Genomic DNA, 26817 nt, shown 5'->3' on the forward strand with positions numbered 1-26817 from the left:
TGGTCTACGGCTTGAGCACGAGTGTGTGTTCGGTCGCGCCGTCGATCGCCTCGGGGGTGAAGGCCCAAGGGCGGGTGCGGTGCGCGGCCCAGTCGTCCGTCTGATCGACGTAGTTCGGATGGAAGGCGTGCCCGGAGGCCCCCGTCAGGTTGATCCACGTGGACCGGTCGAAGTCGGCGAGATCGATGACCATCCGCATCGACGGGACCCAATCGACGGCGTATCCGTTCGGGAGGTCCCAGCCAGAGGCGTCGACGACGCTCGACCCGCCGGAGAGCTCCCACGGGCCGCGGTTGAACAGCCATTCGATCGGCGCGACGCCCGAGGTGCCGAACGTGGCGTTGCGGATCTCGAGGCGGTGCAGGTCGCCCCAGGCCCATTCGGCGGGGTCGTCGCCGAGGAGTGCCGAGGTCTCGTCCCACGCCGCGTCGAGGGACCGGGCCAGGGCGTCATCGAGCCCGGCGACATCGGCGGCCTCGTCGCGCCACCAGGGCGAGTCGGGCTGGCCGAGCAGCCGCTCGACGACGAGGAACCATCGTGATCCGCCCGCGGGCGGGCGGCTCTCGGGCAACGAGGGGCGGAAGGATGTGTCGAGGAGCGACTTCCAGAACACGTTGAACAGGGCCGATGCCGCGCTGTCGGCGTCGTCATGGGCGTCCCATCCTGAAAGGACCGCTTGCGCGTCGCCGATGCCGCCCGAGGCGTCGAGGCCGAGCAGTCGGGGGAGGAGGGCTGCGGCGATCGCGTTGAAATCATCGGCCTGGATCTCCGACATGTCGTCTTCCGTGAGGGCCTCGCCCGCGTCGATGCGCTCACGGAGCAGCACGTCGATGCGTTCGGCCCGGTACCCGGCGTCCCAGTCCGCGGTGAGGAACGGACCGGAACCGGAGGGCGCCACGGCGTTGTTGGCCGTGACGATGTAGCCGGACTCCGGGTTGTACACGCTCGGGAGGTCCTCGAACGGGACCGTGCCCGTCCAACCGACCGCGCTCGACCAACCGGGCTGCGGTCGCGTGCCGTTGCCCCCGCTCCGGATCGGGACGAGTCCGGGGGCCTGGTAGCCGATGTTGCCGTCCGTGTCCGCGAACACGAGGTTCTGCGACGGCACCTCGAACAAGCGGGAGGCCTCCCGGAACCCCGCCCAGTCCGTCGCGGCGTTGATCGCGAAGATCGATGTCGCCGTGCGACCCGGGGTGAGCGCCGTCCACTGCAGGGACAGGGCGTAGTCGCCCTCCGGTTGCTCGTTCACCGCCGGCACGTCCTCGGCGATCGAGTCGAGCTCCGCGGAGACGTCGGACACGATGGGGCCTCGGCCCGTCGATCGGATTCGGAGCTCGACGTCGTCACCGCCCGCGACACGGATGGTCTCCGACCGGACCTCGATCGGCGCCTGTTCGCCGTCGAGCTCGTAGGTGTCGCCGGTCACGCGTTCGAGGTAGAGGTCGGCCACGTCGGGGCCGAGGTTCGTGAAACCCCAGGCGATCGTCGCATTGTGCCCGATGATGACGCCGGGGAGCCCGGAGAAGGTGAAGCCGGCGACGTCGAAGGGGCATGCATCGCTCACGGTGCTGCAGCGCAGGCCCATCTGATACCAGATGGACGGAAGAGCGGGGCCGAGGTGGGGATCGTTCGCGAGGAGGGGCAGGCCGCTCTCCGTGTGCTCGCCCGAGACCACCCAGGAGTTCGACCCGATCTCCGAGCCCGCCCGACCGAGGAGCTCGGGGATCCCCGCGAGCACGGAGTCGAGCCGCTCGAGCGCCTCGGTCGTCGCTGTGTCCGTGTCTGTGTCGATGTCGCTGTCTGTGTTGTTGCCGGCGTTGGTGTCGATGTCTGTGTTGTTGCCGGCGTTGGTGTCGATGTCCGAGTTGGTGTCGATGTCCGAGTTGGTGTCGACGTCCGAGTTGGTGTCGATGTCGGGGTTGGTGTCGATGCCCGAGTTGGTGTCGAGATCGGTGTTCGTGTTCGAGTCGATGGATGCCGCGGGGGAGGCGTCCACCGGTGCGACGGCGGCAGCGGACAGCGCGCTCGGGCCGCCGACGATCGTGGGGTGCCGGTCGGAGGGGTACCCGGGGTAGAGGTCCGCGATCCGATCAGGATCGAGCGTCGTACTGAGGAGAGCCCGATCGATCTCCGATTCCAGATTGGACCGTAGGTCCCACGCCATCGCCTTGAGCCACGCCACGCTGTCGGCGGGCGACCACGGCTCGGGTGAGTACCCCGGGTTCTGCAGGCCGAGCACGGCGTACTCGAGGGAGAGGTCCGCTCCGCTCCGCGACTCGAGGTAGGCGTTCACGCCGCGTGCGTAGGCCTCGTAGTACGACAGCGACGTCTCGTCGAGTCCCGCCACCTCGGCCTCGGCGACCTCGCGCCAGCCGAGCGTGCGGACGAAGGAGTCCGTCGCCACCTGGCTCGCGCCGAACAACTCCGACAGGCGGCCGGATGTGACGTGCCGGCGGAAGTCCATCTCCCAGAAGCGGTCCTGCGCGTGCACGAACCCCTGCGCGGCGAACAGATCCGTCGCCGTGTCGGCCGTGAGCTGCGGGATACCGGCGGCATCACGCGTCACCACGACCTCGGCATCGAGACCGGTGAGCTCGAGCTCTCCTGTGGTCTGCGGGAAGGACCGCTGCACGGTCCAGACGGAGACCCCGCCGGCGACCACGACGATGGCCGTGAGAACCGTCAGAGCGATCAGGAGGCCGCGTCGGACGGGGTGCCGCCGGGTGTCGTAATCGTCCCGTCGCATGCGCACTCCCTCGTGTCGAGCAACCGGCCGGTCGTCGACCCGGGGGAGGAGCCCGTCAGGCGTGCAGCGCGGTGTTCAGGACACTACCGGTCCCGGAGCGCCTCAGCACCTCGACGGCACCCGTCGCCGAGTTCCGTCGGAAGAGCAACCCCGGCTGCCCGCTGAACTCGGCGGCCTTCACGACGGGCCGGTCGTCAGCGGACGGGTCGACGACGGTCACCTTCGTGCCCGCCGTGATGTACAACCCCGCCTCGACGACGGAGTCGTCCCCGATCGAGATCCCGATTCCCGAGTTGGCGCCGAGCAACGCCCGCTCTCCGACCGAGACGCGGTGGGATCCGCCGCCGGACAGTGTCCCCATGATGGACGCGCCGCCACCGATATCGCTGCCGTCACCGACGACGACACCCTGAGAGATGCGCCCCTCGACCATCGACGTTCCGAGCGTGCCTGCGTTGAAGTTCACGAAGCCCTCGTGCATGACGGTCGTACCCGGGGCGAGGTGTGCGCCGAGCCGGACGCGCGAGGCGTCGGCGATGCGGACGCGGTCCGGGGTCACGTAGTCGAGGAGCCTCGGGAACTTGTCGATCCCGGTCGCGTGGATGCCGGCGCGCTGGAGCGTCGGTCGGAGCGCGTCGAAGTCGCTCGGCGAGACCGGACCAGCGTTCGTCCAGACGACGATGGGGAGATGCCCGAAGACGCCGTCGAGGTTGATGGTGTTCGGAGCCACCAGCACGTGGGACAGCAGGTGTAGCCGGAGGTAGGCGTCGGAGGTGTCCTGCGGGGCGGCATCGAGATCGATCTCGGTCGTCACGACGTCGACGCTCACGCGTCGTCGAGGATCGGCTGCGGCGAGTGCGGCGAACTCCGCCGGAGCGATCCATCGATCCCGACCGGCCGGCAGGCGACCGAGCCGAGGCTCGGGATACCAGGTGTCGAGGACCGTCCCGTCCTCGGCCGTCGTGGCGAGGCCGTAACCCCAGGCGAAGCGGGCGGGGGGTGTCGTGTCGTTCTCGGGGACGGCTGCGTTCATGCCCCCAGGCTATCGGGGGCTTTCCTGCGGATCGCTCCACAGTCGCGAACGTCCGGTCTCGACGTCTCAGTAGAATGAGCCGCATGGAGCCCACAGCCCCCTCGTCGAACCCGGCTCGACTCGATCTGACGGCCTCGCCCGTGGATCTCACCCGCACGATCTGCGACATCGAATCCGTCTCCGGGAACGAGGGACGCCTCGCCGACCTCATCCACGATGCGGTCGTCGCGCTGCCGCACCTCGAGGTCGTCCGAGACGGCGACACGATCGTCGCCCGGACCCTGCTCGGGCGCTCGCGCCGTGTGGTCATCGCCGGGCACATCGACACCGTCCCCGTGAAGGACAACGTCCCGACTTTCGACGAGACGATCGACGGCGTCGACTACATCACGGGCAGGGGAACGGTCGACATGAAGGCCGGGGTGGCCGTCCAGCTGCACCTCGCCGCGGCGCTCGCCGAGCCGACGGTCGACATCACCTGGATGTGGTATGACCACGAGGAGGTCTCCGCGGAGCTCAACGGCCTCGGCCGGCTCGCGGAGAACCGCCCCGACCTCTTCGAGGGTGACTTCGCGATCCTCGGCGAACCGTCGAACTCGCGCATCGAGGGCGGCTGCAACGGCAACCTCCGTATCGAGGTCCGGGCCTTCGGTCTCCGTTCCCATTCCGCCCGCAGCTGGGTGGGGGACAACGCCATCCACAAGATCACACCCATTCTCCAGACACTGTCGGCCTACGAGCCGCGGCAGGTCGAGGTGGACGGGCTCGTCTATCGCGAGGGCCTCAACGCCGTCGGCATCTCCGGGGGTATCGCGGGCAACGTGATCCCCGACGAGGCGATGGTGCACATCAACTACCGATTCGCCCCGAGCCGCAGCGTGGACGAGGCGATCGCGCACATGCGCGAACTCTTCGGCGACTTCGACGTCCGCGTCGTCGATCAGGCCGAGGGCGCGCGACCGGGACTCGACGCCGAGGTCGCGCAGCAGTTCGTCGCCGCGGTCGGCTCCGAGCCCGCTCCGAAGTACGGCTGGACGGACGTCGCCCGATTCTCGGCGATGGGCGTTCCCGCGGTGAACTACGGCCCGGGCGATCCGCTCAAGGCCCACGCCGATGACGAGCGATGCGCGATCGATCAGATCGTCGAGTGCGAACGGGGACTGCGTTCGTGGCTGATGGCCTGACGGCCACAGCCAGCGGGCCGCAGATCGCCGACGGCCCCGACCGATTCGGCCGGTTGCCGTGGTGGGTGGCCGTCCTCGGGATCTTCGCCATCGCCCGCGTGATGACGACGGGCATGCTCCTCTTTCTCGCATCGATCCAGACGCAGATCCGCTGGGCGCCGGCGTCTCCCGATCTCCTGCGCTTCTCCGCCCGGTGGTGGGACGGCGGCTGGTACCGCCAGATCGCCGAGGGCGGCTACCCGACCGTCATCGAGCCCGAGGCGAACGGGCACATCGGGCAGAACGAGTGGGCGTTCATGCCGGTGTACCCCGGAGTCGTGCGGGAGCTCATGACGGTGACCGGCCTCGACTGGTCGGCGGCCTCGGTGCTCGTCTCCGTCGTCGCGGGATCCGGTGCGGCTCTCGTCGTCTACCTCCTCTTCCGGGAGATGCTCGACAAGGGCACCACGCTCTTCGCAGTCGTCCTGTTCTCGATCTCACCGCTCGCGGCGATGTTCCAGGTGGCGTACGCCGAGTCGCTCCATCTCCTCCTGCTCGCGACGGCGCTCCTGCTCGTCCTGCGCCGTCGCTATCTCGTCCTGATCCCGATCATCGTCGTGATGGGCTTCACCCGCCCGAGCGGGCTCGCGTTCGCGCTCTTCCTCGGCCTGCACATCCTGCTGCGGCTGTACACGCGCCGATCCGACCCGTTCCCCCTGAAAGAGTCCCTATCGGCCGGCGTGACGACCTTCGTCAGCCTGTGCGTCGGTGTCGCCTGGCTCGTGATCGCGGGCCTCGCCACCGGGGACATGGCGACCTACACCGACACTGAGCTCAGCTGGCGCGCCCCGTACATCGGTTACCAGCACCTCATCCCGTTCACGCCGTGGTTCCAGTCCCTCAATTACCGCGTCGGAGAGCCATGGGGATGGATGTTCGTGACGGTCGTCATCATCGGCTTCATCGCCACGATGTTCCTCCCGCAGGTGCGGCGACTCGGGACGGACATCCGGCTCTGGTCGCTGAGCTACGCGCTCTACCTCTTCGCGGTCTTCTTCCCGCAGTCGAGCACGTTCCGTCTCCTGCTGCCGGTGTTCCCCCTCGCCGGAGCCCTCGCGATCCCACGGTCGCGCGTCTACCGCGTCCTCGTCGTACTCGGCTCGCTCATCGGTCAGTTCGTCTGGTTGTACCTCTTCTGGCGTCTCGGCGACCCCTCGCCGCTGCCCCCGTGATCGGAGGGGACGTCGCGCTCGTTCGATCGGGTGAGCGTGACATGCCGACGGACACCGTCGTGAGGGAGGTCCGATGATCGAGACGGGTCCGGCGCCCCGTCGGTCGGGCGAGCGCGACAGACGGACGGACACCTTCCTGAAGATGCCGTGGTGGCTGGTCGTCATCGTGGTGTTCGCCGCGGCGCGCGCCGTGACGACCGCCTTCATGCTCGTCCTCGCAGCCGCTCAGCCGGAGAACGCCTGGACCGCCGCATCTCCGCGCTACATCGACTTCGCGTCCATGTGGGACGGGCGGTGGTACAACATCATCGCGGTCTCCGGCTATCCCACCGTGCTGCCGCTTACGGACGACGGGCACGTGGGAGAGAACGCATGGGCGTTCATGCCGGTGTACCCGTTCGTGGCGCGGATCGTGATGTCGCTGACCGGGGCGGAGTGGGCCCTCGCCGCCGTCGGGGTGTCGCTCGCCGCCGGTTTCGGTGCAGCTCTCGTCACCTACCGGCTGTTCCGCGAGCGGCTCGACGCCGGCGCGTCCCTCTTCGGCGTCGTCGTCTTCTCCGTGGCTCCCGTGTCGCCCCTGTTCCAGGTCGCCTACGCGGAGTCCCTTCATCTGCTGCTCCTGGCGGTCGCCCTCCTCCTGCTCCTCCGGAGGCACTACCTGCTCCTCATCCCCGTCGTCGTCGTGATGGGCTTCACCCGTCCGAGTGGCCTCGCCTTCGCTCTGCTCCTCGTCCTGCACGTCGGCATCCGGGTGATCCGGAGGCGACAGGATCCGTTCGCACGCGGCGATCTGGCCGCTGCCACGATCCTGGCGGTCGTCAGCGGTGTCGTCGGTCTCGGGTGGCCCGCGTCGGCCTGGGCCGTCACCGGCTCGATCACGGCGTACACCGACACGGAGCTCGCCTGGCGGTCCGCGTACATCGGCTATCAGCACCTCGTGCCGTTCACGCCGTGGTTCCAGAGCCTCGAATGGTGGACGGGCAGCCGGTGGGGGTGGGTGGTCGTCGTCGCGATCGTGATCGCCTTCGTCGCGATGATGCTCTCCCGCCCGGTTCGGGCGCTCGGGCTCGACCTCCGCCTGTGGCTCGCGAGCTACGCGCTCTACCTCTTCGCGGTCTTCTTCCCGCAGTCGAGCACGTTCCGACTCCTGCTGCCCCTGTTTCCCCTCGCGGCGGCGATCGCCGTTCCTCGTTCCCGCATCTACCGTGTGCTCGTCGTGGCCGTCTCCCTCGTGCTCCAGTGGGGGTGGCTCCTCATCGCCTGGAGGGTCGACGGATACGACTGGACACCGCCGTGATGCGCCGCCGAGAGGGGTGGGATTAGCGCGAACCGCTGATGATCACGGATAATAGAGAGCAGAACACGAAAGGGGAGCCGAATGGCCGCAATGAAGCCGAGGACCGGAGATGGGCCGATGGAGGCCGTGAAGGAGGGTCGGCTCATCATTGTGCGAGTGCCGCTCGAAGGTGGGGGACGTCTCGTCGTGTCGGTGAACGACGCCGAGGCGAAGGAACTCCACGACGCACTCGCTGCAGTCGTCTCCGCCTGATCGATGAGGGCCTGATCCAACGAGGCCTCCTCCGTCAGAAGAGTAACGAGAACGCCCGGGTCCTGAGGACCCGGGCGTTCTTCGCGTGGACGGGGCGTCGACGCGTCAGGCGTCGAGCTTCGTGATCTGCAGCAGCCCTCCGCCGACGACCGAGAGGGCGCTCACGACCGCCGTCGAGGTCGCGACGGCGTCGATGAGGTTGCGGTAGCCGACGGTGACGTCGTCCCGTGCGGCCGGGTCGGCCACGCGACCGCGGGAGAGCGCGTGCGTCACGACGACCGTTCCTCCCGTGCGGGCGAGTCGCAAGGCGTGCTCCACGTACTCGATGACGGAGGCGGAGTCCGCATCGACGAGGACGAGGTCGTAGGAGTTCTCGTTCATGCGCGGGAGTACGTCGAGCGCGCGGCCGGCGATGAGGCGGAAGCGGTTGGAGGGGATTCCGGCATCGTGGAAATGCTCGCGGGCCGCCGCCTGGTGCTCCACCTCGCTGTCGATCGACGTGAGGACGCTGCGTGATCCTCCCGCGAGCATCCACAGACCGGAGACACCGGAACCGGTTCCGATCTCCATGATGTTGCGCGCCCCGGTCGCCGCGACGAGCAGGGCGAGCTGGGCTCCCACGGCGGGGGACACGGGCTCGATGCCGACCTCGATCGAGTGGGCACGGGCGCGGGTGACGGGGTCGGACTCGACGACGACGTCGTCGGCGTACTTCCAGTTCGCCGCGTGCTCCGACTTGCCGTCGTGGGGGGACTTGGCGTCGTGAGGGGTCACTGGTTCGCTCCGGGCTCGAGGTGTCGCGGCGAGGGGTCGCCGCCGATCTTTCGTCAGGATACGGCGCGCGCGCGGACCGGACGTGCAGCCACGGCGGGGTACTCTTGATCCGTGTTCGGACTGACCCCTGAGAAGGTGCTGCTCATCGCGGTCATCGCGGTGCTCATCGTCGGGCCCGAACGCCTTCCGCTCTACGCCTCCAAGTTCGCGCAGTTCATCCGCTGGTTGCGGGACCTCGCGCGCGGAGCCCAGGACCGGATGCGGGAGGAGATGGGCCCCGAGTTCGACGAGGTCGACTGGAAGAAGCTCGACCCTCGGCAGTACGACCCGCGGCGCATCATCAAGGAGGCGCTGCTCGACGACGAGCCCTCGCCCGTTTTATCCGCGCCGAGCCGCCGGGAGCCCCCGATCAAACCCGCGGTTCAACCGACGCATCGCTCGAAACTCGAGTCCGGCGAGTACACCGGCCCGCCTCCCTACGACTCGGAGTCCACGTGACGGTGGCCCTCGATCGACTCGATCGTGCGCTCGGGCTCATCGCGTCGATCCCCGACTACCCGGAACCCGGCGTCGTCTTCCGCGACCTCACGCCGCTCTTCGCCGATGCCGACGCCTTCGTGGCGACGGTCGATGCGCTCATCGAACCGTTCCAGGGCCGATTCGACGCCGTTGCGGGACTGGAGGCCCGCGGGTTCCTGCTCGCGGGCGCCATCGCCGTGCGCGCCGGTTCGGGACTCGTCCCCATCCGCAAGCAGGGCAAGCTGCCGCGGGCGACCGAATCGCAGAGCTACGAGCTCGAGTACGGCAGCGCGACGATCGAGGCCCACCGTGGCGATCTCGATCCGGGGTGCCGCGTGCTCCTCGTCGATGACGTGCTCGCGACGGGGGGAACCCTCGGCGCCGCGGTCCGCGTAGCCGATCGTCTCGAATGGGACGTGGTCGGAGCGGCGGTGGTGCTCGAGCTCGACGCGCTCGGCGGCCGTGACGTCGTCGGGGGGATCGCGCCGGCTCTCGACATCAGGAGCCTCCGGCACGTCTGAACCGCTTGTTCAGCCGGTGTCAGAGCACGTCGACGCCGAGCGACCGCCCGGACAATCGACGCCCCCGCGCCGTGACCGCATCGGCGAGCTCGCCGATCGCCCGTGAGGCGGGGTCGTCCGGCAGCGAGAGCACGACGGGCACTCCGGAGTCGCCGCCGCGGCGGAGGTCGACGCTCAGCGGGATCGAAGCGAGGACCGGGACGGGTGCGTCCTGGCCCCGCGAGAGCCGTTCGGCGACCTCGGCACCGCCGCCGGAGCCGAAGAGGTCGACGACGGAACCGTCCGCGCCGCGGAACGGGCCCATGTTCTCGACCACGCCGACGACGACCTGCCCGGTCTGGCGTGCGACGACGCCGCTGCGCTCGGCGACGTCGGCGGCGGCGGACTGCGGGGTGGTGACGACGATCACCTCGGCGTGGGGGAGGAGCTGGCCGACCGAGATCGCGATGTCGCCCGTTCCCGGCGGCAGGTCGAGCAGTAGCACGTCGAGGTCGCCGAAGTAGACGTCGGTGAGGAACTGGTCGATCGTGCGGTGGAGCATCGGCCCGCGCCAGGCCACCGCCGTCGACGGGTCCTCGACGAACATCCCGATGGAGATGACCTTCACTCCGTGGGCGACGGGAGGAAGGATCATATCGTCGACGCGCGTGGGTCGCACGGCCCGGCCCGGATGTGCCGGGTCCTCGAGACCGAGGAGCCCCGGGATCGAGAAACCGTGCACGTCGGCGTCGACGAGACCGACCGCGAGGCCCCGCGCCGCGAGGGACACCGCGAGGTTCGCCGTGACGGTGGATTTCCCGACGCCTCCCTTGCCGCTCGTCACGGCGATGACGCGTGTGAGGGAGTCGCGTGTGAAGGGCATCCGGCGCTTTCCCGGGCCGCGCAGGCGCTCGGTGAGGGCGGAGCGCTGCTCGCGCGTCATGACTCCGACGTCGATGCTCGTGGAGGTGACCCCCGCCACCCCCGCGACGGCGTCGCGCACGTCGCGCTCGATCGTCCGCGCGGCGGGACACCCGACGATCGTGAGGCGGATGTCGACCCGCGCTGCGCCGTTCTCATCGACGTGCACGTCGCCCACCATGTCGAGCTCCGTGATCGGGCGGCGGATCTCGGGATCGATGACCCCGGCGAGGGCGCGACGGACCCGGTCGCCGAGGTCGGGGTCGCCGAGGTCAGCCACGGGGCCGATCCGCCCGACCGCTCTCGGGTGCCGCACCGTCCTTCTGCTCCTCGAGCTCCTCGAGCAGCGAGCGCAGCTCCTGCCGGATGAAGTCGCGCGACGCTACGTCCTTGAGGGCGAGTCGCAGCGCGACGACCTCGCGCGCGAGGTACTCGGTGTCGGCGAGGTTGCGTTCCGAACGCTGGCGGTCCTGCTCGATCTGCACGCGGTCGCGGTCGTCCTGGCGGTTCTGAGCGAGGAGGATCAGCGGGGCTGCGTAGGAGGCCTGCAACGACAGGATCAGGGTGAGGGCGGTGAAGCCGAGAGCCGCCGAGTCGAACCGCAGGTCTTCGGGGGAGAGGGTGTTGTAGAGCACCCAGGCGAAACAGAAGACGGTGAGCCCCATGAGGAACCAGGGTGTCCCCATGGCACGGGCGATCCACTCGGTGAAGCGACCGAAACGATCGCTCGACTGCCGGCGGCGCGGCACGAGGACGGGCGCGCGCATCCCCTTCGGTGCGTCGAGTCGGACGTCCTTCGTGTTCCGGGCGTTCCTAGCCATCGGTCGTCCTCCTCCCTGTGCGCGTGGTGGCCGTCGTGAGTTCTGCGCTAGCCATCCGCGGCCCTCCTCCCCATCCGAGCGGTGTGCGCGCGTTCAGCGTCGCGCGGGCGTTCATCGTCCCCGTGACTGCGCCAGTCGTCGGGCAGCAGGTAGTCGAGGATGTCGTCGATCGTCACCACCCCGACGAGTCGGTGGTTGTCGTCGACGACGGGGACGGACACGAGGTCGTAGCTCGCGAGGATGCGTGAGACCTCGGCGGCGGACGTCTCCGCGGTCACCGGATCGAGGCTCTGGTCGAGGATCGTGCCGAGCCGCTCGTGGGGCGGGTAGCGGAGCATCCGCTGGAAGTGGACCATTCCGAGGAAGCGCCCCGTCGGAGGCTCGTACGGGGGCAGCGTGATGCACACGGCCGCGCCGAGGGCGGGGGGCAGCTCTGCTCGGCGTACGAGGGCGAGCGCCTCCGCGACCGTCGAATCCGCCGAGAGGATCACCGGCTCGGTCGTCATGAGACCTCCGGCCGTGTCCGGCGCGAAGGTCAGCAGCATGCGGACGTCCTCGGCCTCCTCCGGCTCCATGAGTTCGAGGAGGTGCTCGCCGCGCTCCTCAGGCAGCTGGGCGATAAGGTCGGCGGCGTCGTCCGGTTGCATCTGGTCGAGGACGTCGGCGGCACGGTCGTCGTCGAGTCGGCCGAGGATGTTCACCTGATCGCTCTCGGGCATCTCCTCGAGTGCGTCCGCAAGGCGGTCGTCCGGGAGCTCCCCGGCGACTTCGAGCATCCGCTCCTCCGGCAGATCGAGGAGGGTGCTCGCGAGGTCGGCCGGCTTGAGGTCCGCGTACGTCGCGATGAGCTGCTCGGCGGACTGGGCCTCCGTGTCGTTCGTCTTCTCGGCGACGTCGCGCCACGACACGAACGTCGTGTGCCCCTTGGCGAAGAGCGACGAGCTCGTCTTCGGTCGGCGTACGAAGTACTGGCTGACCGACCAGGTGCCGCCTGACTTCTGCTCGATCGCGACGTCCTCGATCGTGGCCTCGCCGGAACCGTCGGCGAAGAGCACCTTGCGCCCGAGGATCTCGGCGATGACACGCTCCTCGCCGGCCCGCTGCTCGAAGCGACGCACGTTGATGAGGCCCGTCGTGATGATCTGGCCGCTCGCAATGCTCGTCACGCGATTGATCGAGACGAAGACGCGGCGTTTGCCGGGGATCTCCACGAGCAGACCGACCACGCGCGGCGGATCAGCAGGTCTCGAGACGACGAGGACGTCGCGCACCTTGCCGACCCGGTCACCGGCCGGATCGAACACCATGCAGCCGGCCAGCCGGGCGACGAAGACTCTTGTGGCACTCACCCCTCTAACTTAGACCGCCGGACACCCTCCGGTCCGGCCCCTCGGGCGAGGGGTCGCGAGCGTCACGTGATGTTCAGACACCGAGTGGGACAATGGAGGGGTGAGTATCCCCCAGAACGGACAACGACGCGGGCCCGTCATCGGCATCCCGGCCGGCGAGACGGTCGCCTCCTTCACCGACTACGCGGGCGCGCAGGCCGCCGTCGACAAACTCGCCGCCGCCGACTTCCCCGTCCGCGGAGCATCGATCGTGGGGTCCGACCTCAAGAGCGTCGAGCGCATCACAGGGAGGATGAGCTACGGCAGGGCAGCGGCCGCCGGTGCGCTGAGCGGGGCCTGGCTGGGCCTGTTCTTCGGCTTGCTGCTCATCATCGTGTCCCCCGAGTCCGGCATCGTCTTCATCGGTGCGGCCGCGCTCATCGGGGCGGCGTTCGGGATGCTGTTCCAGGTCGTCACCTATACGGCCAGACGTCGGCGTCGCGACTTCAGCTCGATCGCCCAGATCGTGGCGTCATCGTACGCCGTGGTCGTCGATGTCGAGTCGGTCAACAAGGCCCGCAACATCCTCGGCGTCGAGCCGCCGTCGACGGCAGGGGAACAGGGCCCGAGCATCTACCTCTGACCCTGTTCCACCGGAAGTGCCCTCGAGCCGATCAGGCTCGCTTCGCTGCGATCAGGCTCGCTTCGCTGCGATCAGGCTTGCTTCGCTGCGATCAGGCTTGCTTCGCCGCGATCCAGGCCTCGACTTCGTCGGCGGTGCGGGGGATCGACGCCGACAGGTTCTCGGCTCCATCGGCGGTCACGAGGATGTCGTCCTCGATCCGGACGCCGATGCCGCGGAACTCCTCCGGCACGGTGAGATCGTCCGGCTGGAAATAGAGGCCTGGTTCGATCGTGAACACCATGCCCTCCTCGACGGTGCCGTCGTGGTACATGTCGCGGCGCGCCTGGGCGCAGTCGTGCACGTCGAGCCCGAGGTGGTGGCTCGTGCCGTGCACCATGTAACGGCGGTGGAACTGGGCGTCGGGTTCGAGCGACTCGGCCGCGGTCACGGGGAGGATGCCCCACTCGGCGGTGTACCGGGCGATGACCTTCATGGCTTCGGCGTGCACGTCGCGGAAGACGATCCCGGGCCGCACGATCGCGAGGGCCGCGTCGGCGGCCTCCCTGACAGCCTCGTAGACACGACGCTGAACGGGGGAGAAGGTGCCGTTCACGGGGAGCGTGCGCGTGATGTCGGCGGTGTACAGACTGTCGACCTCGACACCGGCGTCGACGAGGATCAGGTCGCCGGAGCCGACGGTCCCGTCGTTCCGGGTCCAATGGAGGATGCAGGCGTGCGGTCCGGACGCCGCGATGGTGTCGTAGCCGACGGCGTTCCCGTCGAGCCGGGCCCGCGTGTAGAAGACGCCCTCGACCACACGCTCACCGCGCGGGAGGTCGGCGATACGGGGCAGTTCCGCGACGATGTCGTCGAAGCCGCGGCCGGTGGCATCGACGGCGGCGCGGAGCTCGGCGACCTCGAAGGCGTCCTTCACGAGTCGCAGCTCCGAGACGACCCGGTCGAGCTCCTCGTCGGACCCGACGGTGCGGTCGTCGGCCGCTGCCGTGAACTGATCGATGTGGCCCGTCGCCACGTCGAGGTCCGCCGCGACCTGGGCGAGCGACGGACGGGCTCCGATCCAGAACTCGCCGATCGCCGGGTTCGCATAGAACTCGTTCGATTCGCGGCCCGCCCGCTCTCGGAAGTAGAGGGTCGCGGTGTGGCCGTCGTCCACCGGATCGAGGACGAGGACCGCTCCGGGCTCGCTGTCGCTCCCCCATCCTGTGAGGTGAGCGAAGGCCGAGTGCGGCCGGAACGGGTAGTCCGTATCGTTCGAACGCTGTTTGAGGTCTCCGGCCGGCACGACCACGCGCTGTCCCGCAAAGACGGCGGAGACACGGCGGCGTCGTTCGGCGGCGAGGAGGGCGGACTCGCGAGCCGGGGGCAGCTCGGCGGACTGTTCGGCCCAGCCGCTCGAGATGTAGTCCTGGAAGCGCGAGCTCTCGGGCGTCGTGGACCTGTTCGAGGTGCCCGGTGCCGACTCGGCGGCCGGTGCGTCGGACTCCGGCGTCACGGCGATCGTGGAATCGACCACTGACGTGTCGGTACCCGCCTGATCCGTCGGCGTCCGCTCCGTCTGCGTCTGATCGGGCTGCGTCTGGTCGATGTGCGTCGTGTCGCTCGAGGTTGCCATGGGAACCATTGTGGCATCCGCGGCGGAGCGTGTGCCGTGCCGCTAGCCGGACGGGGTGAGCTGGACGAGCACGGGACGATGATCACTCGCGTCGAGCGCATCGTCCTCGATCACCCGCATTCCGGAGACCGACCAGTTGGGCGTGGCCATCACGTGGTCGATCGGACTTCCGAGGAGTGCGGGGAGAGCCGTCGACCAGGTGCCGACGGCACCGTTCCCTGAGGCCCGCCCCGCATCGGTGCACCGTCCGATCGTCGTATCGGATCCCGTGCCGAGGTCAGCCATGTGGTCGACCGTGGCGTTGTAGTCCCCGGCCATGATGACGTTGTCCTCCTGGCACTGGGTGGCGAGCCATCGGAGATCGGCTCGCCAGTTCTCCATCTGGCCGGGGATAGGCGCCACGGCGTGCACGGCGACGATCGTCGGTCCGCTGCCCCCCGTGGGCTTCAGCACCACGGTGGGGAGGACCGAGGTGTTGCCCACCCGCGCGGCCTCCTCGGCCCGGTCCCGATTGGAGTCCCAGACGGTGTCGTAGTCGCCGAGCCGGGGGCTCACGAGGATGGTGGTCGATCGGGCCTTCGCGATCTCGTCGAAGGCGACTGTGTGGACCCACATGGGGTTGCCGCCCTCCTTCATGAGAAGCGCGACCTCGATCCCGGTCGCCTTGGTCGTCTCCGGCAGGCTCACGACATCGGCTCCGCCCTCCAGAGCCACCCGTGCGATCGTCTCCGCTCCGGGGGCATCACCGAGCGTGTTCCAGGTGAGCACGGTGACGGAGTCCTCCGTCCACTCCGCGAAGGATGTGTCGCCCACCCCGCGAGCACCCATGATCGCGGCGTTCCCGATGGCGGTCGCGACAAGCACGACGGCGATCGCCCCGGCGAACGCGCGGATCGGGCGGGCGAGCGAGAAGAGGGCGAAGAGCGCCGCGGCCATCAGGCACCCCACGACGACGACACCGCGGAGCGCCACCACCTGCGTGACGATCCAGAGGTTCTGGGCCCCGAAGAGCTGCGGCCACGTCGCGATGAGGCACACGACGGTGAGGGCGATCGTGAGGAGGGCACCGAGGAATCTGAGCATGGCGTTGTCACACTACCGATCCAGCCCTGGGAAGCGGCCGAGTCAGGCATGCACCGCCGCGTAGGATGGGATCATGGCGGGCGATCGGCGATTCCACGGCCCGAGCGACCTGCACACGCACTCCAGCGTCTCGGACGGCACGGAGAACCCCGCTCGGTTGATCCGCTCCGCGGTCGAGGCGGGACTGGGCACCGTCGCTCTCACCGATCACGACTCGACGGCCGGGTGGGCGGAGGCCGGCGAAGCGGCGCGCGACTCCGGCATCACCCTCATCCCCGGGATGGAGTTCAGCACCCGGCTCGGCTATCGCAGCATCCACCTGCTCGCGTACCTCTTCGATCCGGCGGACGGCGACCTCGTGGCGGAGATGGCGCGCATCAGGGAGGCGAGACTCGTCCGTGCCGAACGCATCGTGCGGAACCTCGCGCGTGACTACGCGCTGACCTGGGACGACGTCGTCGCCCAGACCTCGGAGGGCTCGACGATCGGCCGTCCCCACATTGCCGACGCTCTCGTGGCCCGCGGACACGTCCCCACGCGGAGCGAGGCTTTCGCGAGCATCTTGCACCCGTCGAGGGGATACTTCCTCCCCCACTACGCGCCGGAGCCCGAGACCGCCGTCCGGCTCGTCGTCGCGGCCGGAGGCGTGCCCGTCATCGCGCACCCGGCCACCCGCGGGCGCGGCCTCGTGGTCTCGGACGAGGACGTCGCGGACCTCGCGAAGGTCGGACTCGCGGGACTCGAGATCGACCACCGCGAGAACACCGTCGCGGGGAAGGAGACCATCGCGCGACTCGCCGAACGGCACGGTCTCCTGCTCACCGGCTCGAGCGACTACCACGGGACGGGCAAGCCCAACCGGCTCGGGGAGAACACGACCTCCGACGAGGTCGTCGCAGCGATCATCGACCGCGGGTCGGGTTCCAGCCCGGTCTACGGGTCCGACGGCTGACGGCGCAGCTTCCGGGCAGAGAACGACCCCGGCACCATGACGGTGCCGGGGTCGTGTCGTCATCGCTCGTGGCGGAGCCGCCGGATCAGACGGACGGCGGTGTCGCCCGTCGGCGCGTGCGGCTGCGTCGTCGCGGGGCGCTGTTGCCGTCGTGGTGCTCGCGACCGCCGCCGTCGTGGGTGCCGGCGGACTCGGAGGAGTCACGGACGGCATCCGTCTTGGGGGCGCTCTCCTGGCGCTGACGCGACGCGCCGTCCTGGTTCCTGCCCCCGTCGGAGGCCGCGCCGTCACGCGTCCGGCGCCGTCGGTTGCCGTCACGGGGTGCGCGGTCGGCGGAATCCGCGGTGGACCGGGACCGTGGGGGAGCGGCCGCAGCGGGCGGGGCGCCGGGGAGGCGTCCGCGAGTGCCGGCGGGGATGTCGAGATCGGTGAAGAGGTGCGGGGACGACGAGTACGTCTCCGTGGGCTCGGGCTGACCGAAGTCGAGCGCGCGGTTGATGAGGGCCCACTTGTGGAGGTCGTCCCAGTCGACGAACGTGACGGCGATACCCGTCTTGCCTGCGCGACCCGTGCGGCCGACGCGGTGCAGGTAGGTCTTCTCGTCCTCGGGGATCGTGTGGTTGATCACGTGCGTGACGTCGTCGACGTCGATGCCGCGAGCGGCGACGTCCGTGGCGATCAGCACGTCCTTCTTGCCCGCCTTGAACGCGGCCATCGCGCGCTCGCGCTGTTCCTGCCCGAGGTCGCCGTGCACGGCGGCCGCGTTGAATCCGCGATCGCCGAGCTCCTCCACGAGCTTCGCCGCCGCGCGCTTCGTCCGCGTGAAGATGACGGTCTTCCCGCGGCCCTCGGCCTGCAGGATGCGCGCGATGACCTCGTCCTTGTCCATCGAGTGTGCCCGGTAGATGAGGTGCTTGATGTTCGCCTGCGTGAGGCCCTCATCGGGATCGGAGGCGCGGATGTGGATCGGCTTGTTCATGAACCGACGGGCGAGCGCGACGATCGGACCGGGCATCGTGGCCGAGAACAGCATCGTGTGACGCTCGGGCGGGGTCTTCGAGAAGAGCTTCTCGATGTCGGCGAGGAAGCCGAGGTCGAGCATCTTGTCGGCCTCGTCGAGGACCATCTCCTGCACCTTGGAGAAGTCGAGGAGGCGCTGGTTGTTCAGGTCGATGAGGCGCCCGGGCGTACCGACGACGAGCTGGGCCCCGGCCTTGATCTGCTCGATCTGGCCCTCGTACGCCTTGCCGCCGTAGATCGAGACGATCTTCGTTCCGCGGCCGGCCGCCGCTACCTCCAGGTCTTCGGTGACCTGGACGCAGAGCTCACGCGTCGGCACGACGACGAGCGCCTTGACGCCGGGCTCGGGGTTGGCCCCGAGGCGTTGGAGGATCGGGAGACCGAATCCGAAGGTCTTCCCTGTGCCGGTCTTGGCCTGGCCGATGATGTCCTGGCCGCTGAGACCGAGGGGGATCGTCTGCTCCTGGATCGGGAACGGGGAGAGGATGTTCTTGGCTGCGAGGGCGTCGACCATGTCCTGGTCGACCCCGAGATCACGGAAGTCCACGTATTATTGTCGCCTGTTCGGTGCGTTATTCGGTCTACGCCGATATCGTCACGTCCGCGGCGTAGGTCCCGATCCGGTGCCGGGATTCCGTCAAGACTACCCGACGGGTCCTCACCTCGCGGGGAGGACCATACCCTCGGGGTGGCGGGGGACAGGCCGTCGATCATCGGCCGGGCGTCGTCTTCGACTAAAGTGGCGGTCGTGGCATCCTGGTTCGGCCGACGCGGTCCTCGTATGGAGATCCCGCGTCTGCGCGCCCGCGGGTCATCCCGGTCCGTGACGCGCGTGGAGTTCACCGATCTCCACCCCGACCCGGAGAGCTATCTCGGACGAGCGGCTCGCATCCAATTGGGGCACGTCGAGACCCTCGGCGCCCTCGTCGGCGACTTCGAGCGCTTCGACGACAAAGAACGGCTCTCCACCGCCGCCGGCTTCGCGCTCGCCAAGCACCAGGGGCTCGTCGCGGAGATCGACCGCCGTGACGGTGATGCCTCCGCCTCCATGTCGGCCGTGGCCGCTCCCATCGACCACTTCCGCCGCATCACGCGCGGCGCGAGTCCGATCGAGTCGCTCCTGTCGTTCCACGTCACGTCCGGACTTCTCGACGACCTGTTCATCGGTCTCGCCGCGAGCTTGCCGACGGACCTCGGACCGCGCGTCGGAAGTCTCCTGGGCGCCGAAGCCGGCACGACCGGAATCGTCGACATCCTCGAGCGGGAGATATCCGTGGATCGACGGACGGGGTCGTTCCTCGCGATGTGGGGTCGGCGCCTCGTCGGAGACACGCTGCTCCTGGCGCGCGAGGTCGTCGATGTGCACGACGCGCGTGGCGGGGACGCCGTCGAGCCGGTCTTCACCGAACTCATCGCGGCCCACACGCGTCGGATGGACGCGCTCGGCCTGACGGCCTAGCAGGCTCGCGGCCGAGCAGGCTGTCGCCGGAGCCGGGCTGACGGCAGGGGAGGCCGACGGCCTCCCAGCCCGGTCACGGACCGGGCGGGGGAGCGGGCCCCTCAGCCGCCGAGACGGACGAGCATGTGCTCGTCGGAGGTCGCGCGAGCCCGACCGGTGACGACGGCGACGACCGTCGCGACGATGCCGGACAGGACGAGCGAGACGACCCAGATCCACCCACCGTCCCACGCCCAGCCGAGGACGGTGAGTCCGAGCCACACGAGGCACGCGACGACGACTCCGGCCGCCGGGGCTACGAGCACCCCGCGCTCGAGACGCCACGGGAGTGCGTAGTGGGCGCCGAGGCCCAGGATCGCGCCTCCGAGGGCGACGAAGAGGAGCTCCACGGGTCAGGCGACGAAGCCGACGCGGCGCTGGTCTTCCGAACCGACCTCGACGTACGCGAGACCGGCCGTGGGGATGATGAAGAGGCTGCCCTTCGAATCCGTCAGGCTGAAGTACGAGCTCTTGTCGTCGAGAGCGGCCTGGATGTTCTTCTTCACGTCAGCGATGGACTCCGAGGACTCGAAGCTCACTTCGCGGGGACTGTTCGCGATTCCGATGCGGATTTCCACGGTGATGCCTTTCGCTTGCCTGGATTACGACTCTACGACACGGCGGTGGCCGTCGGAGTCCGTCGCGCCTCGCCGTGAGCGAACACGCCGACCCCGGCGCTCAGCGGGGCACCCCGTCGATGTCGGTGGCCGCCGTTACCGTGGGAATGTGACTCCCGAACACAACCCCGACCGCCTGCAGGACCGTGTCGTCCAGGACCGTGTTGTCCAGGACCGTGTTCTTGAGGACCGTGTTCTACGGGAGCGTGTGCTGCAGGAAGGTGCTCGCGATGATCGCGCCAGCGGAGGGGCGCTCCCGTTGCTCGATGCGGACCAGCGGCGGGTGCTCGCGGTCGACGGCGGGGAGCACATCTCGGTTCTCGGCGCCCCGGGGACCGGGAAGACCACGACGATCGTCGAACTCGTGGCGGACCGTATCTCCGGGGGGTCTCACGACACCGACGAGATCCTCGTCCTGGCAGCGGACCGACGGGCCGCGACCCGGCTGCGCGACGTGCTCGCCGCGCGGGTGGCCGTGCCCACCTCGGGGCCGCTCGCCCGTGCCCTCACCTCGTTCGCCTTCGCGCTCGTCGTCTCGGGCAACGCCGCAGCCGGGCTGCCCGCTCCGCGCCTGCTCACGGGCGGCGAGCAGGACGCCATCATCGCCGACCTGCTCGCGGGCGACGAGGAGGACGGACGGATCGGCGAGTGGCCGGCGCACCTCGACGCCGACGTCCGACGTCTCCCGGGATTCCGGGGAGAACTGCGTGAGCTCATGGCCAGGGCGGTCGAGGCCCACGTCTCTCCCGACGCCCTCGTCGCCCTCGGAGACCAGCGAATGCGACCCGAATGGCGCGCGGCGGGTCGCTTCATCGACCAGTACCACGACGTCGTGGACAGCTTCCGTGAGCAGTTCTACGACTCGACCGAGTTGATCCACCGCGCCACCGAGATCGTCGAATCCGCCGACATGGACGGCACCGGCCTCGGCTCGTTCGCTCGGCTCCGTCTTCTCGCCGTCGACGACGCGGAAGAGCTGAGCGCGGCCGGCGCCGAGCTCCTGCGCGCGTTCGCGCGGCGGGGCGTGGCGATCGTCGTTGCCGGTGATCCGGACGTGGCGACCGGCGGCTTCCGTGGAGCGAGCCCCGACGTGGTCGGAAGGCTGTCGCAGATCCTCGGCGCCCCGGTCGCGTCGGTCGTCCTCGGTACGGCTTATCGGGGCTCGGCGGAGCTCGGAGCCGTCTACGCGCGGATCGTGTCTCGGATCGGTACCGCCGCGGCGGGGGCGCAGCGTCGCGTGGACCGGTCCGAGGTGTCGGATCCGGCGTCGATCCTCGTGACGACCCCGTCTTCCGTTGCGGAACAGGTGGCGATCGTCGCTCGCGAACTGCGCGAGCGACACATCTTCGGACGCATTCCGTGGCACGACATGGCGGTGGTCGTGCGCAGCCGATCGCAGATCGCGGTCATCGAGCGCGGGCTCGCGGGACTCGAGGTGCCCACCCGTGTGCTCGCGGGTGGCACCGCGCTGCGCGACGACCCGTCGGTGCGTGCCTTCGTCCTCGCGAGCAGGGTCGCGCTCGGGGTCCGTCCGCTCGACGCGGACGCCGTGGTCGAGCTCCTCACCGGCGTGCTCGGCGGCTTCGACCGGGTGGAACTCCGACGATTGCGCGCGGCGCTGCGCCAGCGCGAGGCCGATCTCGAGGGATCGCGACCGGCGGACGAACTCCTCGTGGAGGCCATGCAGATCCCGGGTTCGCTCACCGAACTGGATACCCGCACGGGCCGCAAGGCCGAGTCCCTCGCGGCCAACCTGCGGGCGGCCGGCGCAGCGGCGAGCGACGGGGCGTCGATCGAAGAGCTGCTCTGGGGGCTCTGGGAGCGGAGCCGACTGCAGCGTTCGCTCGTCGATGCGGCGGCCGGGTCGGGGCTCGCAGCCGATGAGGCCAATCGTGTCCTCGACGCGATGGTCGCGCTCTTCGCCGCCGCTCGCCGCGCCGTCGAGCGCTCTCCCGGGGACGCTCCCGCGCGGTTCCTCGATCAGCTCACCGAATCGGATCTTCCCGAGGACACTCTCGCGCCGCGTGCGGCGGCATCGGCGGTCGCCATCACCACACCGGCGGGCACGGTCGACCGCGACTTCGACACGGTCGTGGTCTGCGGCCTGCAGGAGAACGGGTGGCCCAACATGCGCCAGCGCGGCACGCTGCTATCGAGCGGAGAGCTCGCGGAGGCCGCCGCCGGCATCGATCCGACGCCGGCGGACGCCCGCACCCTCGTCCTTCACGACGAGTTGCGCCTCCTCGCCCGAGTCGTCTCCCGTGCGCGAGGCAAGCTCGTCGTGAGCGCCGTCTCGGGAGATGACGCGTCGCCGAGCCCCTTCCTGCCCCTGTTCCCACCCCCGACGGACGGACTCGTCGAGCGTCACCCGCTCTCGCTGCGCGGGCTCACCGCTCGTCTCCGACGAGACCTGTCGGTCGCCCTCGAACGCGGAGAGCACGCGGCGGCGGAGCGGGCGGCGGTGTCGCTCGCCCGACTCGTTCACGCCGAGGTCGACGGTGCCTCGCCCGACGACTGGTCGGGACTCCTCGACGTCTCCACGACGGCGCCCCTCGTGGGGGACGGTGAGACCGTGTCGGTCTCACCGTCCCGCGTGCAGGCGTTCCGGACGTGCGCTCTGCACTGGCTCATCGACGAGCTCGGCGGCTCGACGTCGACGGTCGCCTCGGGCCTCGGGACCCTGCTCCACGAGGTCGCGGAGAATCTCGAATCGACGGACCCCGAGGAGATCTGGCGGGCGATGTCGGCCCGGTGGGCGGAGTTGCCCTTCGAAGCCGACTGGCAGGCGCGCATCGAGGAGATCAAGGGTCGGGACCTCGCCAGACGCTTCGCGGCCTACGTGTCCGCCGTCCAGGCGCGCGGTGGAACGGTGATGGGTACCGAGGTGCCGTTCGAACTCACCGTGGAGCTCCGACCCGGTTCGAATGGGAGAGAAGACGCGACGGAAGTGGCGCCCGCCGAGGTGGCGACGTCTCTCGGGGGGCCGGCCACCGCTGTCTTGCGCGGCACGATCGATCGCGTCGAGGTCCTGTCCGACGGCTCCGTCGAGATCGTCGACCTCAAGACGGGAAAGCACGAGGCCCTGAACGACGCCGGCGTCGCGGACAATCCGCAGCTGGGCGCTTACCAGTTGGCCTTCCGCGACGGCGCCGTTCCCGGTGTCGACGGACGGGAGGGAGCAGGGGCGAAGCTCGTCGTCCTCGCGGGCACCGCGAAGACCAAGGCGTTCTACGAACCGCGTCAGTCTGCCTTCTCGTCGGAGGAGGCCGACGCTTTCCGCTCCGGCATCGCCCGCACGGCGCTCGAGATGTCGGGCACGGAGTTCCTCGCGCACGTCTCGACCCACTGCCTCGACCCGTTCTCGTTCGGGCGCTGCAGGATCCACGTCATCCCCGAGGTCACCTCGTGACCGGGTCCATGGCCCGCCGATCGGCTCCCGCGATCGCCGTGGCCCTCGGGCTGCCGTCGCCGACGAGCGAGCAGGTCGCGGTGATCGAATCGGACCTGTCGCCATCCCTCGTCGTGGCCGGCGCGGGCAGCGGCAAGACCGAGACGATGGCCAATAGAGCGGTGTGGCTCGTCGCGAACGGTCATGCCGCCCCCTCACGGATCCTCGGGCTCACCTTCACCCGCAAGGCGGCCGGGGAACTCTCGGAGCGCGTCCAGCGGCGGCTCCACGACGGGGCGGAGGCCGGGATCCTCGATCTCGATGCCGACGACGTCTTCGATCGACCCACGATCGCCACGTACAACTCGTTCGCCGACGGCCTGTTCCGGGAGAACGCGCTCCTCGTGGGGCGCGACCCCGAGTCGGCCCTCATCGGGGACGCCGCCGCCTGGCGAATCGCCCGACGGATCGTGATCGACCATGGCGACGACCGCCTCGTCGGGATCGGCAAGTCGATCGACCAGGTCACGGAGGCGGTCGTCCGCCTGAGTCATGCGCTCGGCGACAACATCGCGGATCCCGACGACGTCAGGCGGCTCGTCGACCAGTTCGCTCAGCTCCCCGAGTTGCCGTACGGGGGGTCGAAGCGGACACCGTATTCGAAGGTCGTGCAGGCCGTCGACACGGTGACGGCGCTCGGTCCACTCACCGACCTGGCCGAACGTTTCGCCGAGGAGAAGCGGCGTCGGGGTCTCGTCGAATTCTCCGATCAGGTGGCGCTCGCCCTCGCCGCGTGCCGCCGCGACCCGTCCATCGTCCGTTCCTACCGCGAACGCTACGGCGTCGTCATCCTGGACGAGTACCAGGACACCTCCGTCGTCCAGACACGACTGCTCGCGCTGCTGTTCGCCGACCACCCCGTGATGGCCGTCGGCGATCCCCATCAGTCGATCTACGGCTGGAGGGGCGCGAGCGCAGACAACCTCTCGCGCTTCGGCGGCGACTTCGCGCCGTCTGGTCGCGCCGAGACCTATACCCTGTCGACGAGCTGGCGGAACGACACGGCCATCCTCGAGGCCGCGAATGCGCTCGTCGAGCCCCTGCGTGCCGATCAGTCGATCGCCGTTCCGGCCCTGGCCGAGAGGCCGGGGGTGGCTCCCGGCGTCCTCGACGTCGTCGTCGAGGAGACGATCGAGGACGAGGCCGTGCGCGTCGCCGAGTGGATGCGCGGGATCCTCGCCGGCGCACCACGCTCGGAGCCGCCGCCCACCGCTGCGATCCTCTTCCGCGTCCGTCGGCACATGGATCTCTTCGCGCGCGCCCTCGCCGACGCGGGAGTGCCGCACCGCATCCTCGGGCTCGGAGGGCTGCTGTCCTCGCCCGAGATCACCGACCTCGTCGCCGCCCTCCGAGTGTGCCACGACCCGACGGCCGGGTCCTCCCTCATCCGCGTCCTCGCCGGTCCGCGGTGGCGGATCGGCGTGCGCGACCTCCGCGAACTGCGTCGTCTCGCCTCGTGGCTCGAGCGGCGCGACGTCCGATCGTCGCGTCTGAGCGACGAGGTGATCGCGCGGATCCGCGCGTCATTGGCCGCCGACGGGTCGGTATCGATCGTCGATGCTCTGGACGCGCTCAGAGACATGCCGGACACCCACGTCGCCCTCGAGAACGTGAGCCCGGACGGACTCGCGCGGTTGCGCGAGGCGGCCCATCTCTTCCGCCTCTTCCGAAGCCGGGCTGGCGCGCCGGTCCTCGACTTCATCGGGCTCGTGAGTACCGGACTCCGGCTCGACCTCGAGGTCGTCGCCAACCCGGCCTCGACCCTGCGCACGGCGCACGCGCGCCTGCATGCCTTCGCCGACGAGGTCTCGTCGTTCCTCGCGAGCGAGGAGAACCCGACCCTCGGGAGCGTTCTCGCCTGGATCGATCGGTCCGAACGGCAGGACATGATGGGGCCACGCTCGGAGGACGCGCAGCCGGGGGAGGTCCAGCTTCTCACCATGCACGGATCGAAGGGACTCGAGTGGGACGCGGTCGCCGTCGTGCGGATGGTGGAGCGGGAGTTCCCCGCCGCCTCGAAGGACGGCCGCGGGTGGATCTCCTTCGGAGAACTTCCCTACGACTTCCGTGGTGATGCTCTGGAACTGCCCGCGCTCGCATGGCGCGCGGCGGAGACGCAGCAGGAGGTGGACGCGGCTCTCGTCCGCTTCACGGAGGACCTCGCGGTGCGGCACGCGCTCGAGGAGCGTCGCCTCGCGTACGTCGCGCTCACGCGGGCCCGATCGAGACTGCTCCTGAGTGCCTCGTTCTGGGGCGATCAGAAGACGGCTCGGAGACCGAGCGTCTTCCTTCACGACCTCGCCGAGCGGGGCATCATCCCCGCGCTCCCCGAGGCTCCGTCATCGGAGGAGAACCCGATGGCGGCGGTCGACGACGCGCTCGTCTGGCCGGGGGATCCACTCGGCTCGCGTCGGCGAGCGTTGGAGCGGGCCGCGCACCTCGTGAGGACCGTGGCCGAGGACGGGCCGGATCCCGATGAGGAGAAGATCGGAGCGTACGCCGAGAGCATCGACCTGCTGCTCGCGGAGCGTGCCGCCCGGGAGGCCCGCACCCGCGGCGAGATCCCGTCGCGCGTCGCCGCATCGCGTTTCAAGGACTATCTGAGCGATCCCGACGCGGTCGTCGCGTCGATCGAGCGTCCCGTCCCCGAGCGGCCCTATCGGCAGACGCGGCTCGGCACGCTCTTCCATTCATGGGTCGAGCGTCGGTTCACCGCCACGGGCTCGCCTGAGACCATCGACGCGTTCCCGGACGAACTGGACAGGGACCTCGACGATGAGGACGGCTTCGACCTCGGCGACGGTCTCGAACTCGGCGACGGTCTCGACGTCCGTGACGGTTTCGAGCTCGGAGCGGGGCTCGAGAGCGGTGGCGCTGGGGAACGCGCGAGCGGACGCGGATCCGGTGCGGAGGTGGATGAGGCCCGTGGTCTCGCGGAGCTGCAAGCCATCTTCGAACGGTCCGAATGGGCGGACCTGCGCCCTCTCGAGGTCGAGCGCGAGATCCACGCGGTCATCGCGGGGAAGATCGTCGTGTGCAAGCTCGATGCGGTCTACGAACGCGACGGCGTCCATCAGATCGTCGACTGGAAGACGGGCCGGCCTCCGAAGAACGAGACCGAACTGGAGGAACGCCAGATCCAGCTGGCGCTCTACCGTCTCGCCTACGCCGCGTGGTCCGGTGTGGACGCCGAGTCGGTCGACGCGGTCTTCTACTACGTGGGTGACGACGAGGTCATCCGCCCGCGTCGATTCTTCTCCGAGGAGGAGCTCCGACTGCGCTGGGAGGCCGCGCTCGGTCCGGCGTCGACGGAGGGTCGCGTCGTCTGATCCGAGCGGCTCGATCCGAGTGTCTT

22 protein-coding genes are annotated in these 26817 nt (G+C 69.5%); 11 read left to right on the forward strand and 11 right to left on the reverse strand.

Annotated elements, in window-relative coordinates; all coding sequences use genetic code 11:
* Positions 1-4: 4 nt before the first annotated feature.
* Complete coding sequence (locus ELQ94_RS13145; protein WP_127050805.1) at positions 5-2746, reverse strand: penicillin acylase family protein; 2742 nt, start codon at positions 2744-2746, stop codon at positions 5-7.
* A 55-nt stretch (positions 2747-2801) separates the two neighbouring features.
* Positions 2802-3779, reverse strand: coding sequence for a 2,3,4,5-tetrahydropyridine-2,6-dicarboxylate N-succinyltransferase (gene dapD, locus ELQ94_RS13150; RefSeq protein ID WP_127050806.1), 978 nt, complete (start codon positions 3777-3779; stop codon positions 2802-2804).
* Positions 3780-3853: 74 nt separating this feature from the next.
* Between dapD and dapE the strand changes: the two genes are divergently transcribed.
* The 4 genes from dapE to ELQ94_RS13170 all read left to right on the forward strand — a co-directional run bounded on the left by dapE (position 3854) and on the right by ELQ94_RS13170 (position 7723).
* Positions 3854-4963, forward strand: coding sequence for a succinyl-diaminopimelate desuccinylase (dapE, locus tag ELQ94_RS13155; RefSeq protein WP_127050807.1), 1110 nt, complete (start codon positions 3854-3856; stop codon positions 4961-4963).
* Complete coding sequence (locus ELQ94_RS13160; RefSeq protein WP_127050808.1) at positions 4948-6174, forward strand: hypothetical protein; 1227 nt, start codon at positions 4948-4950, stop codon at positions 6172-6174. The genes dapE and ELQ94_RS13160 overlap by 16 nt, the downstream gene beginning before the upstream one ends.
* Before the next feature lie 73 nt (positions 6175-6247).
* On the forward strand, positions 6248-7471 hold the full coding sequence (locus ELQ94_RS13165; RefSeq protein WP_243697013.1) for a hypothetical protein: 1224 nt from the start codon (positions 6248-6250) through the stop codon (positions 7469-7471).
* Positions 7472-7552: 81 nt separating this feature from the next.
* Positions 7553-7723 carry a DUF3117 domain-containing protein gene (locus tag ELQ94_RS13170; RefSeq protein ID WP_082474055.1) on the forward strand — a complete coding sequence of 57 codons (171 nt, stop codon included), beginning with the start codon at positions 7553-7555 and terminating at the stop codon, positions 7721-7723.
* Between the two features lie 105 nt (positions 7724-7828).
* On the opposite strand, the gene ELQ94_RS13175 is transcribed toward ELQ94_RS13170, so the two are convergent.
* Positions 7829-8497 (reverse strand): O-methyltransferase, encoded by a 669-nt coding sequence (locus ELQ94_RS13175; RefSeq protein ID WP_127050809.1) that lies wholly within the window; start codon positions 8495-8497, stop codon positions 7829-7831.
* A 111-nt stretch (positions 8498-8608) separates the two neighbouring features.
* Here ELQ94_RS13175 and ELQ94_RS13180 point away from each other — a divergent pair, with 111 nt between their 5' ends.
* Complete coding sequence (locus tag ELQ94_RS13180) at positions 8609-8995, forward strand: twin-arginine translocase TatA/TatE family subunit (RefSeq protein ID WP_127050810.1); 387 nt, start codon at positions 8609-8611, stop codon at positions 8993-8995.
* A 2-nt stretch (positions 8996-8997) separates the two neighbouring features.
* Complete coding sequence (locus tag ELQ94_RS13185; protein ID WP_424977342.1) at positions 8998-9537, forward strand: adenine phosphoribosyltransferase; 540 nt, start codon at positions 8998-9000, stop codon at positions 9535-9537.
* Positions 9538-9556: 19 nt separating this feature from the next.
* On the opposite strand, the gene ELQ94_RS13190 is transcribed toward ELQ94_RS13185, so the two are convergent.
* The 3 genes from ELQ94_RS13190 to ELQ94_RS13200 are packed head-to-tail and all read right to left on the reverse strand — an operon-like array spanning position 9557 to position 12607.
* On the reverse strand, positions 9557-10717 hold the full coding sequence (locus tag ELQ94_RS13190; protein ID WP_243697014.1) for an Mrp/NBP35 family ATP-binding protein: 1161 nt from the start codon (positions 10715-10717) through the stop codon (positions 9557-9559).
* On the reverse strand, positions 10710-11258 hold the full coding sequence (locus ELQ94_RS13195; protein ID WP_127050812.1) for a DUF1003 domain-containing protein: 549 nt from the start codon (positions 11256-11258) through the stop codon (positions 10710-10712). The genes ELQ94_RS13190 and ELQ94_RS13195 overlap by 8 nt, the downstream gene beginning before the upstream one ends.
* A 47-nt stretch (positions 11259-11305) precedes the next feature.
* Positions 11306-12607: a magnesium transporter MgtE N-terminal domain-containing protein gene (locus ELQ94_RS13200; RefSeq protein WP_127050813.1), complete on the reverse strand. Its 1302-nt coding sequence runs from the start codon at positions 12605-12607 to the stop codon at positions 11306-11308.
* A gap of 100 nt (positions 12608-12707) precedes the next feature.
* On the opposite strand from ELQ94_RS13200, the gene ELQ94_RS13205 reads away from it, so the two are divergent.
* On the forward strand, positions 12708-13229 hold the full coding sequence (locus ELQ94_RS13205; RefSeq protein ID WP_127050814.1) for a YflT domain-containing protein: 522 nt from the start codon (positions 12708-12710) through the stop codon (positions 13227-13229).
* A gap of 91 nt (positions 13230-13320) precedes the next feature.
* Here ELQ94_RS13205 and ELQ94_RS13210 read toward each other — a convergent pair whose 3' ends face one another.
* Both ELQ94_RS13210 and ELQ94_RS13215 read right to left on the reverse strand, forming a co-directional pair.
* Positions 13321-14844 carry an aminopeptidase P family protein gene (locus tag ELQ94_RS13210; RefSeq protein ID WP_127050815.1) on the reverse strand — a complete coding sequence of 508 codons (1524 nt, stop codon included), beginning with the start codon at positions 14842-14844 and terminating at the stop codon, positions 13321-13323.
* Positions 14845-14886: 42 nt separating this feature from the next.
* On the reverse strand, positions 14887-15927 hold the full coding sequence (locus ELQ94_RS13215) for an endonuclease/exonuclease/phosphatase family protein (protein WP_127050816.1): 1041 nt from the start codon (positions 15925-15927) through the stop codon (positions 14887-14889).
* A gap of 73 nt (positions 15928-16000) precedes the next feature.
* On the opposite strand from ELQ94_RS13215, the gene ELQ94_RS13220 reads away from it, so the two are divergent.
* Entirely contained in the window at positions 16001-16879 is an 879-nt protein-coding gene (locus ELQ94_RS13220) for a PHP domain-containing protein (RefSeq protein WP_127050817.1), read from the forward strand.
* A gap of 85 nt (positions 16880-16964) precedes the next feature.
* Here the strand turns inward: ELQ94_RS13220 and ELQ94_RS13225 are convergent, their stop codons facing one another.
* Entirely contained in the window at positions 16965-18413 is a 1449-nt protein-coding gene (locus ELQ94_RS13225) for a DEAD/DEAH box helicase (protein WP_208007704.1), read from the reverse strand.
* A gap of 234 nt (positions 18414-18647) precedes the next feature.
* Between ELQ94_RS13225 and ELQ94_RS13230 the strand changes: the two genes are divergently transcribed.
* Positions 18648-19358: a ferritin-like fold-containing protein gene (locus ELQ94_RS13230; RefSeq protein WP_243697015.1), complete on the forward strand. Its 711-nt coding sequence runs from the start codon at positions 18648-18650 to the stop codon at positions 19356-19358.
* A gap of 101 nt (positions 19359-19459) precedes the next feature.
* Here the strand turns inward: ELQ94_RS13230 and ELQ94_RS13235 are convergent, their stop codons facing one another.
* Positions 19460-19747 (reverse strand): hypothetical protein, encoded by a 288-nt coding sequence (locus ELQ94_RS13235; protein WP_127050819.1) that lies wholly within the window; start codon positions 19745-19747, stop codon positions 19460-19462.
* Positions 19748-19750: 3 nt separating this feature from the next.
* Positions 19751-19975 carry a DUF3107 domain-containing protein gene (locus ELQ94_RS13240; RefSeq protein ID WP_127050820.1) on the reverse strand — a complete coding sequence of 75 codons (225 nt, stop codon included), beginning with the start codon at positions 19973-19975 and terminating at the stop codon, positions 19751-19753.
* Positions 19976-20273: 298 nt separating this feature from the next.
* On the opposite strand from ELQ94_RS13240, the gene ELQ94_RS13245 reads away from it, so the two are divergent.
* Positions 20274-23423 carry a UrvD/REP family ATP-dependent DNA helicase gene (locus tag ELQ94_RS13245; RefSeq protein WP_166404788.1) on the forward strand — a complete coding sequence of 1050 codons (3150 nt, stop codon included), beginning with the start codon at positions 20274-20276 and terminating at the stop codon, positions 23421-23423.
* Positions 23420-26791: an ATP-dependent helicase gene (locus tag ELQ94_RS13250; protein WP_127050822.1), complete on the forward strand. Its 3372-nt coding sequence runs from the start codon at positions 23420-23422 to the stop codon at positions 26789-26791. Before ELQ94_RS13245 ends, ELQ94_RS13250 begins: the two co-directional genes overlap by 4 nt.
* Positions 26792-26817 lie beyond the last annotated feature (26 nt).

The organism is Labedella endophytica (assembly GCF_003990045.1).
Classification (GTDB): Bacteria; Actinomycetota; Actinomycetes; order Actinomycetales; family Microbacteriaceae; genus Labedella; species Labedella endophytica.

Bases quoted from the DNA above. Each gene is read 5' to 3' on its own strand.
- dapE (WP_127050807.1), top strand. From the start codon at position 3,854: ATGAGCCGCATGGAGCCCACAGCCCCCTCGTCGAACCCGGCTCGACTC.
- ELQ94_RS13225 (WP_208007704.1), bottom strand. From the start codon at position 18,413: ATGGTCGACGCCCTCGCAGCCAAGAACATCCTCTCCCCGTTCCCGATC.
- ELQ94_RS13215 (WP_127050816.1), bottom strand. From the start codon at position 15,927: ATGCTCAGATTCCTCGGTGCCCTCCTCACGATCGCCCTCACCGTCGTG.
- ELQ94_RS13165 (WP_243697013.1), top strand. From the start codon at position 6,248: ATGATCGAGACGGGTCCGGCGCCCCGTCGGTCGGGCGAGCGCGACAGA.
- ELQ94_RS13220 (WP_127050817.1), top strand. From the start codon at position 16,001: ATGGCGGGCGATCGGCGATTCCACGGCCCGAGCGACCTGCACACGCAC.
- ELQ94_RS13195 (WP_127050812.1), bottom strand. From the start codon at position 11,258: ATGGCTAGGAACGCCCGGAACACGAAGGACGTCCGACTCGACGCACCG.
- ELQ94_RS13170 (WP_082474055.1), top strand. From the start codon at position 7,553: ATGGCCGCAATGAAGCCGAGGACCGGAGATGGGCCGATGGAGGCCGTG.
- dapD (WP_127050806.1), bottom strand. From the start codon at position 3,779: ATGAACGCAGCCGTCCCCGAGAACGACACGACACCCCCCGCCCGCTTC.
- ELQ94_RS13145 (WP_127050805.1), bottom strand. From the start codon at position 2,746: ATGCGACGGGACGATTACGACACCCGGCGGCACCCCGTCCGACGCGGC.
- ELQ94_RS13210 (WP_127050815.1), bottom strand. From the start codon at position 14,844: ATGGCAACCTCGAGCGACACGACGCACATCGACCAGACGCAGCCCGAT.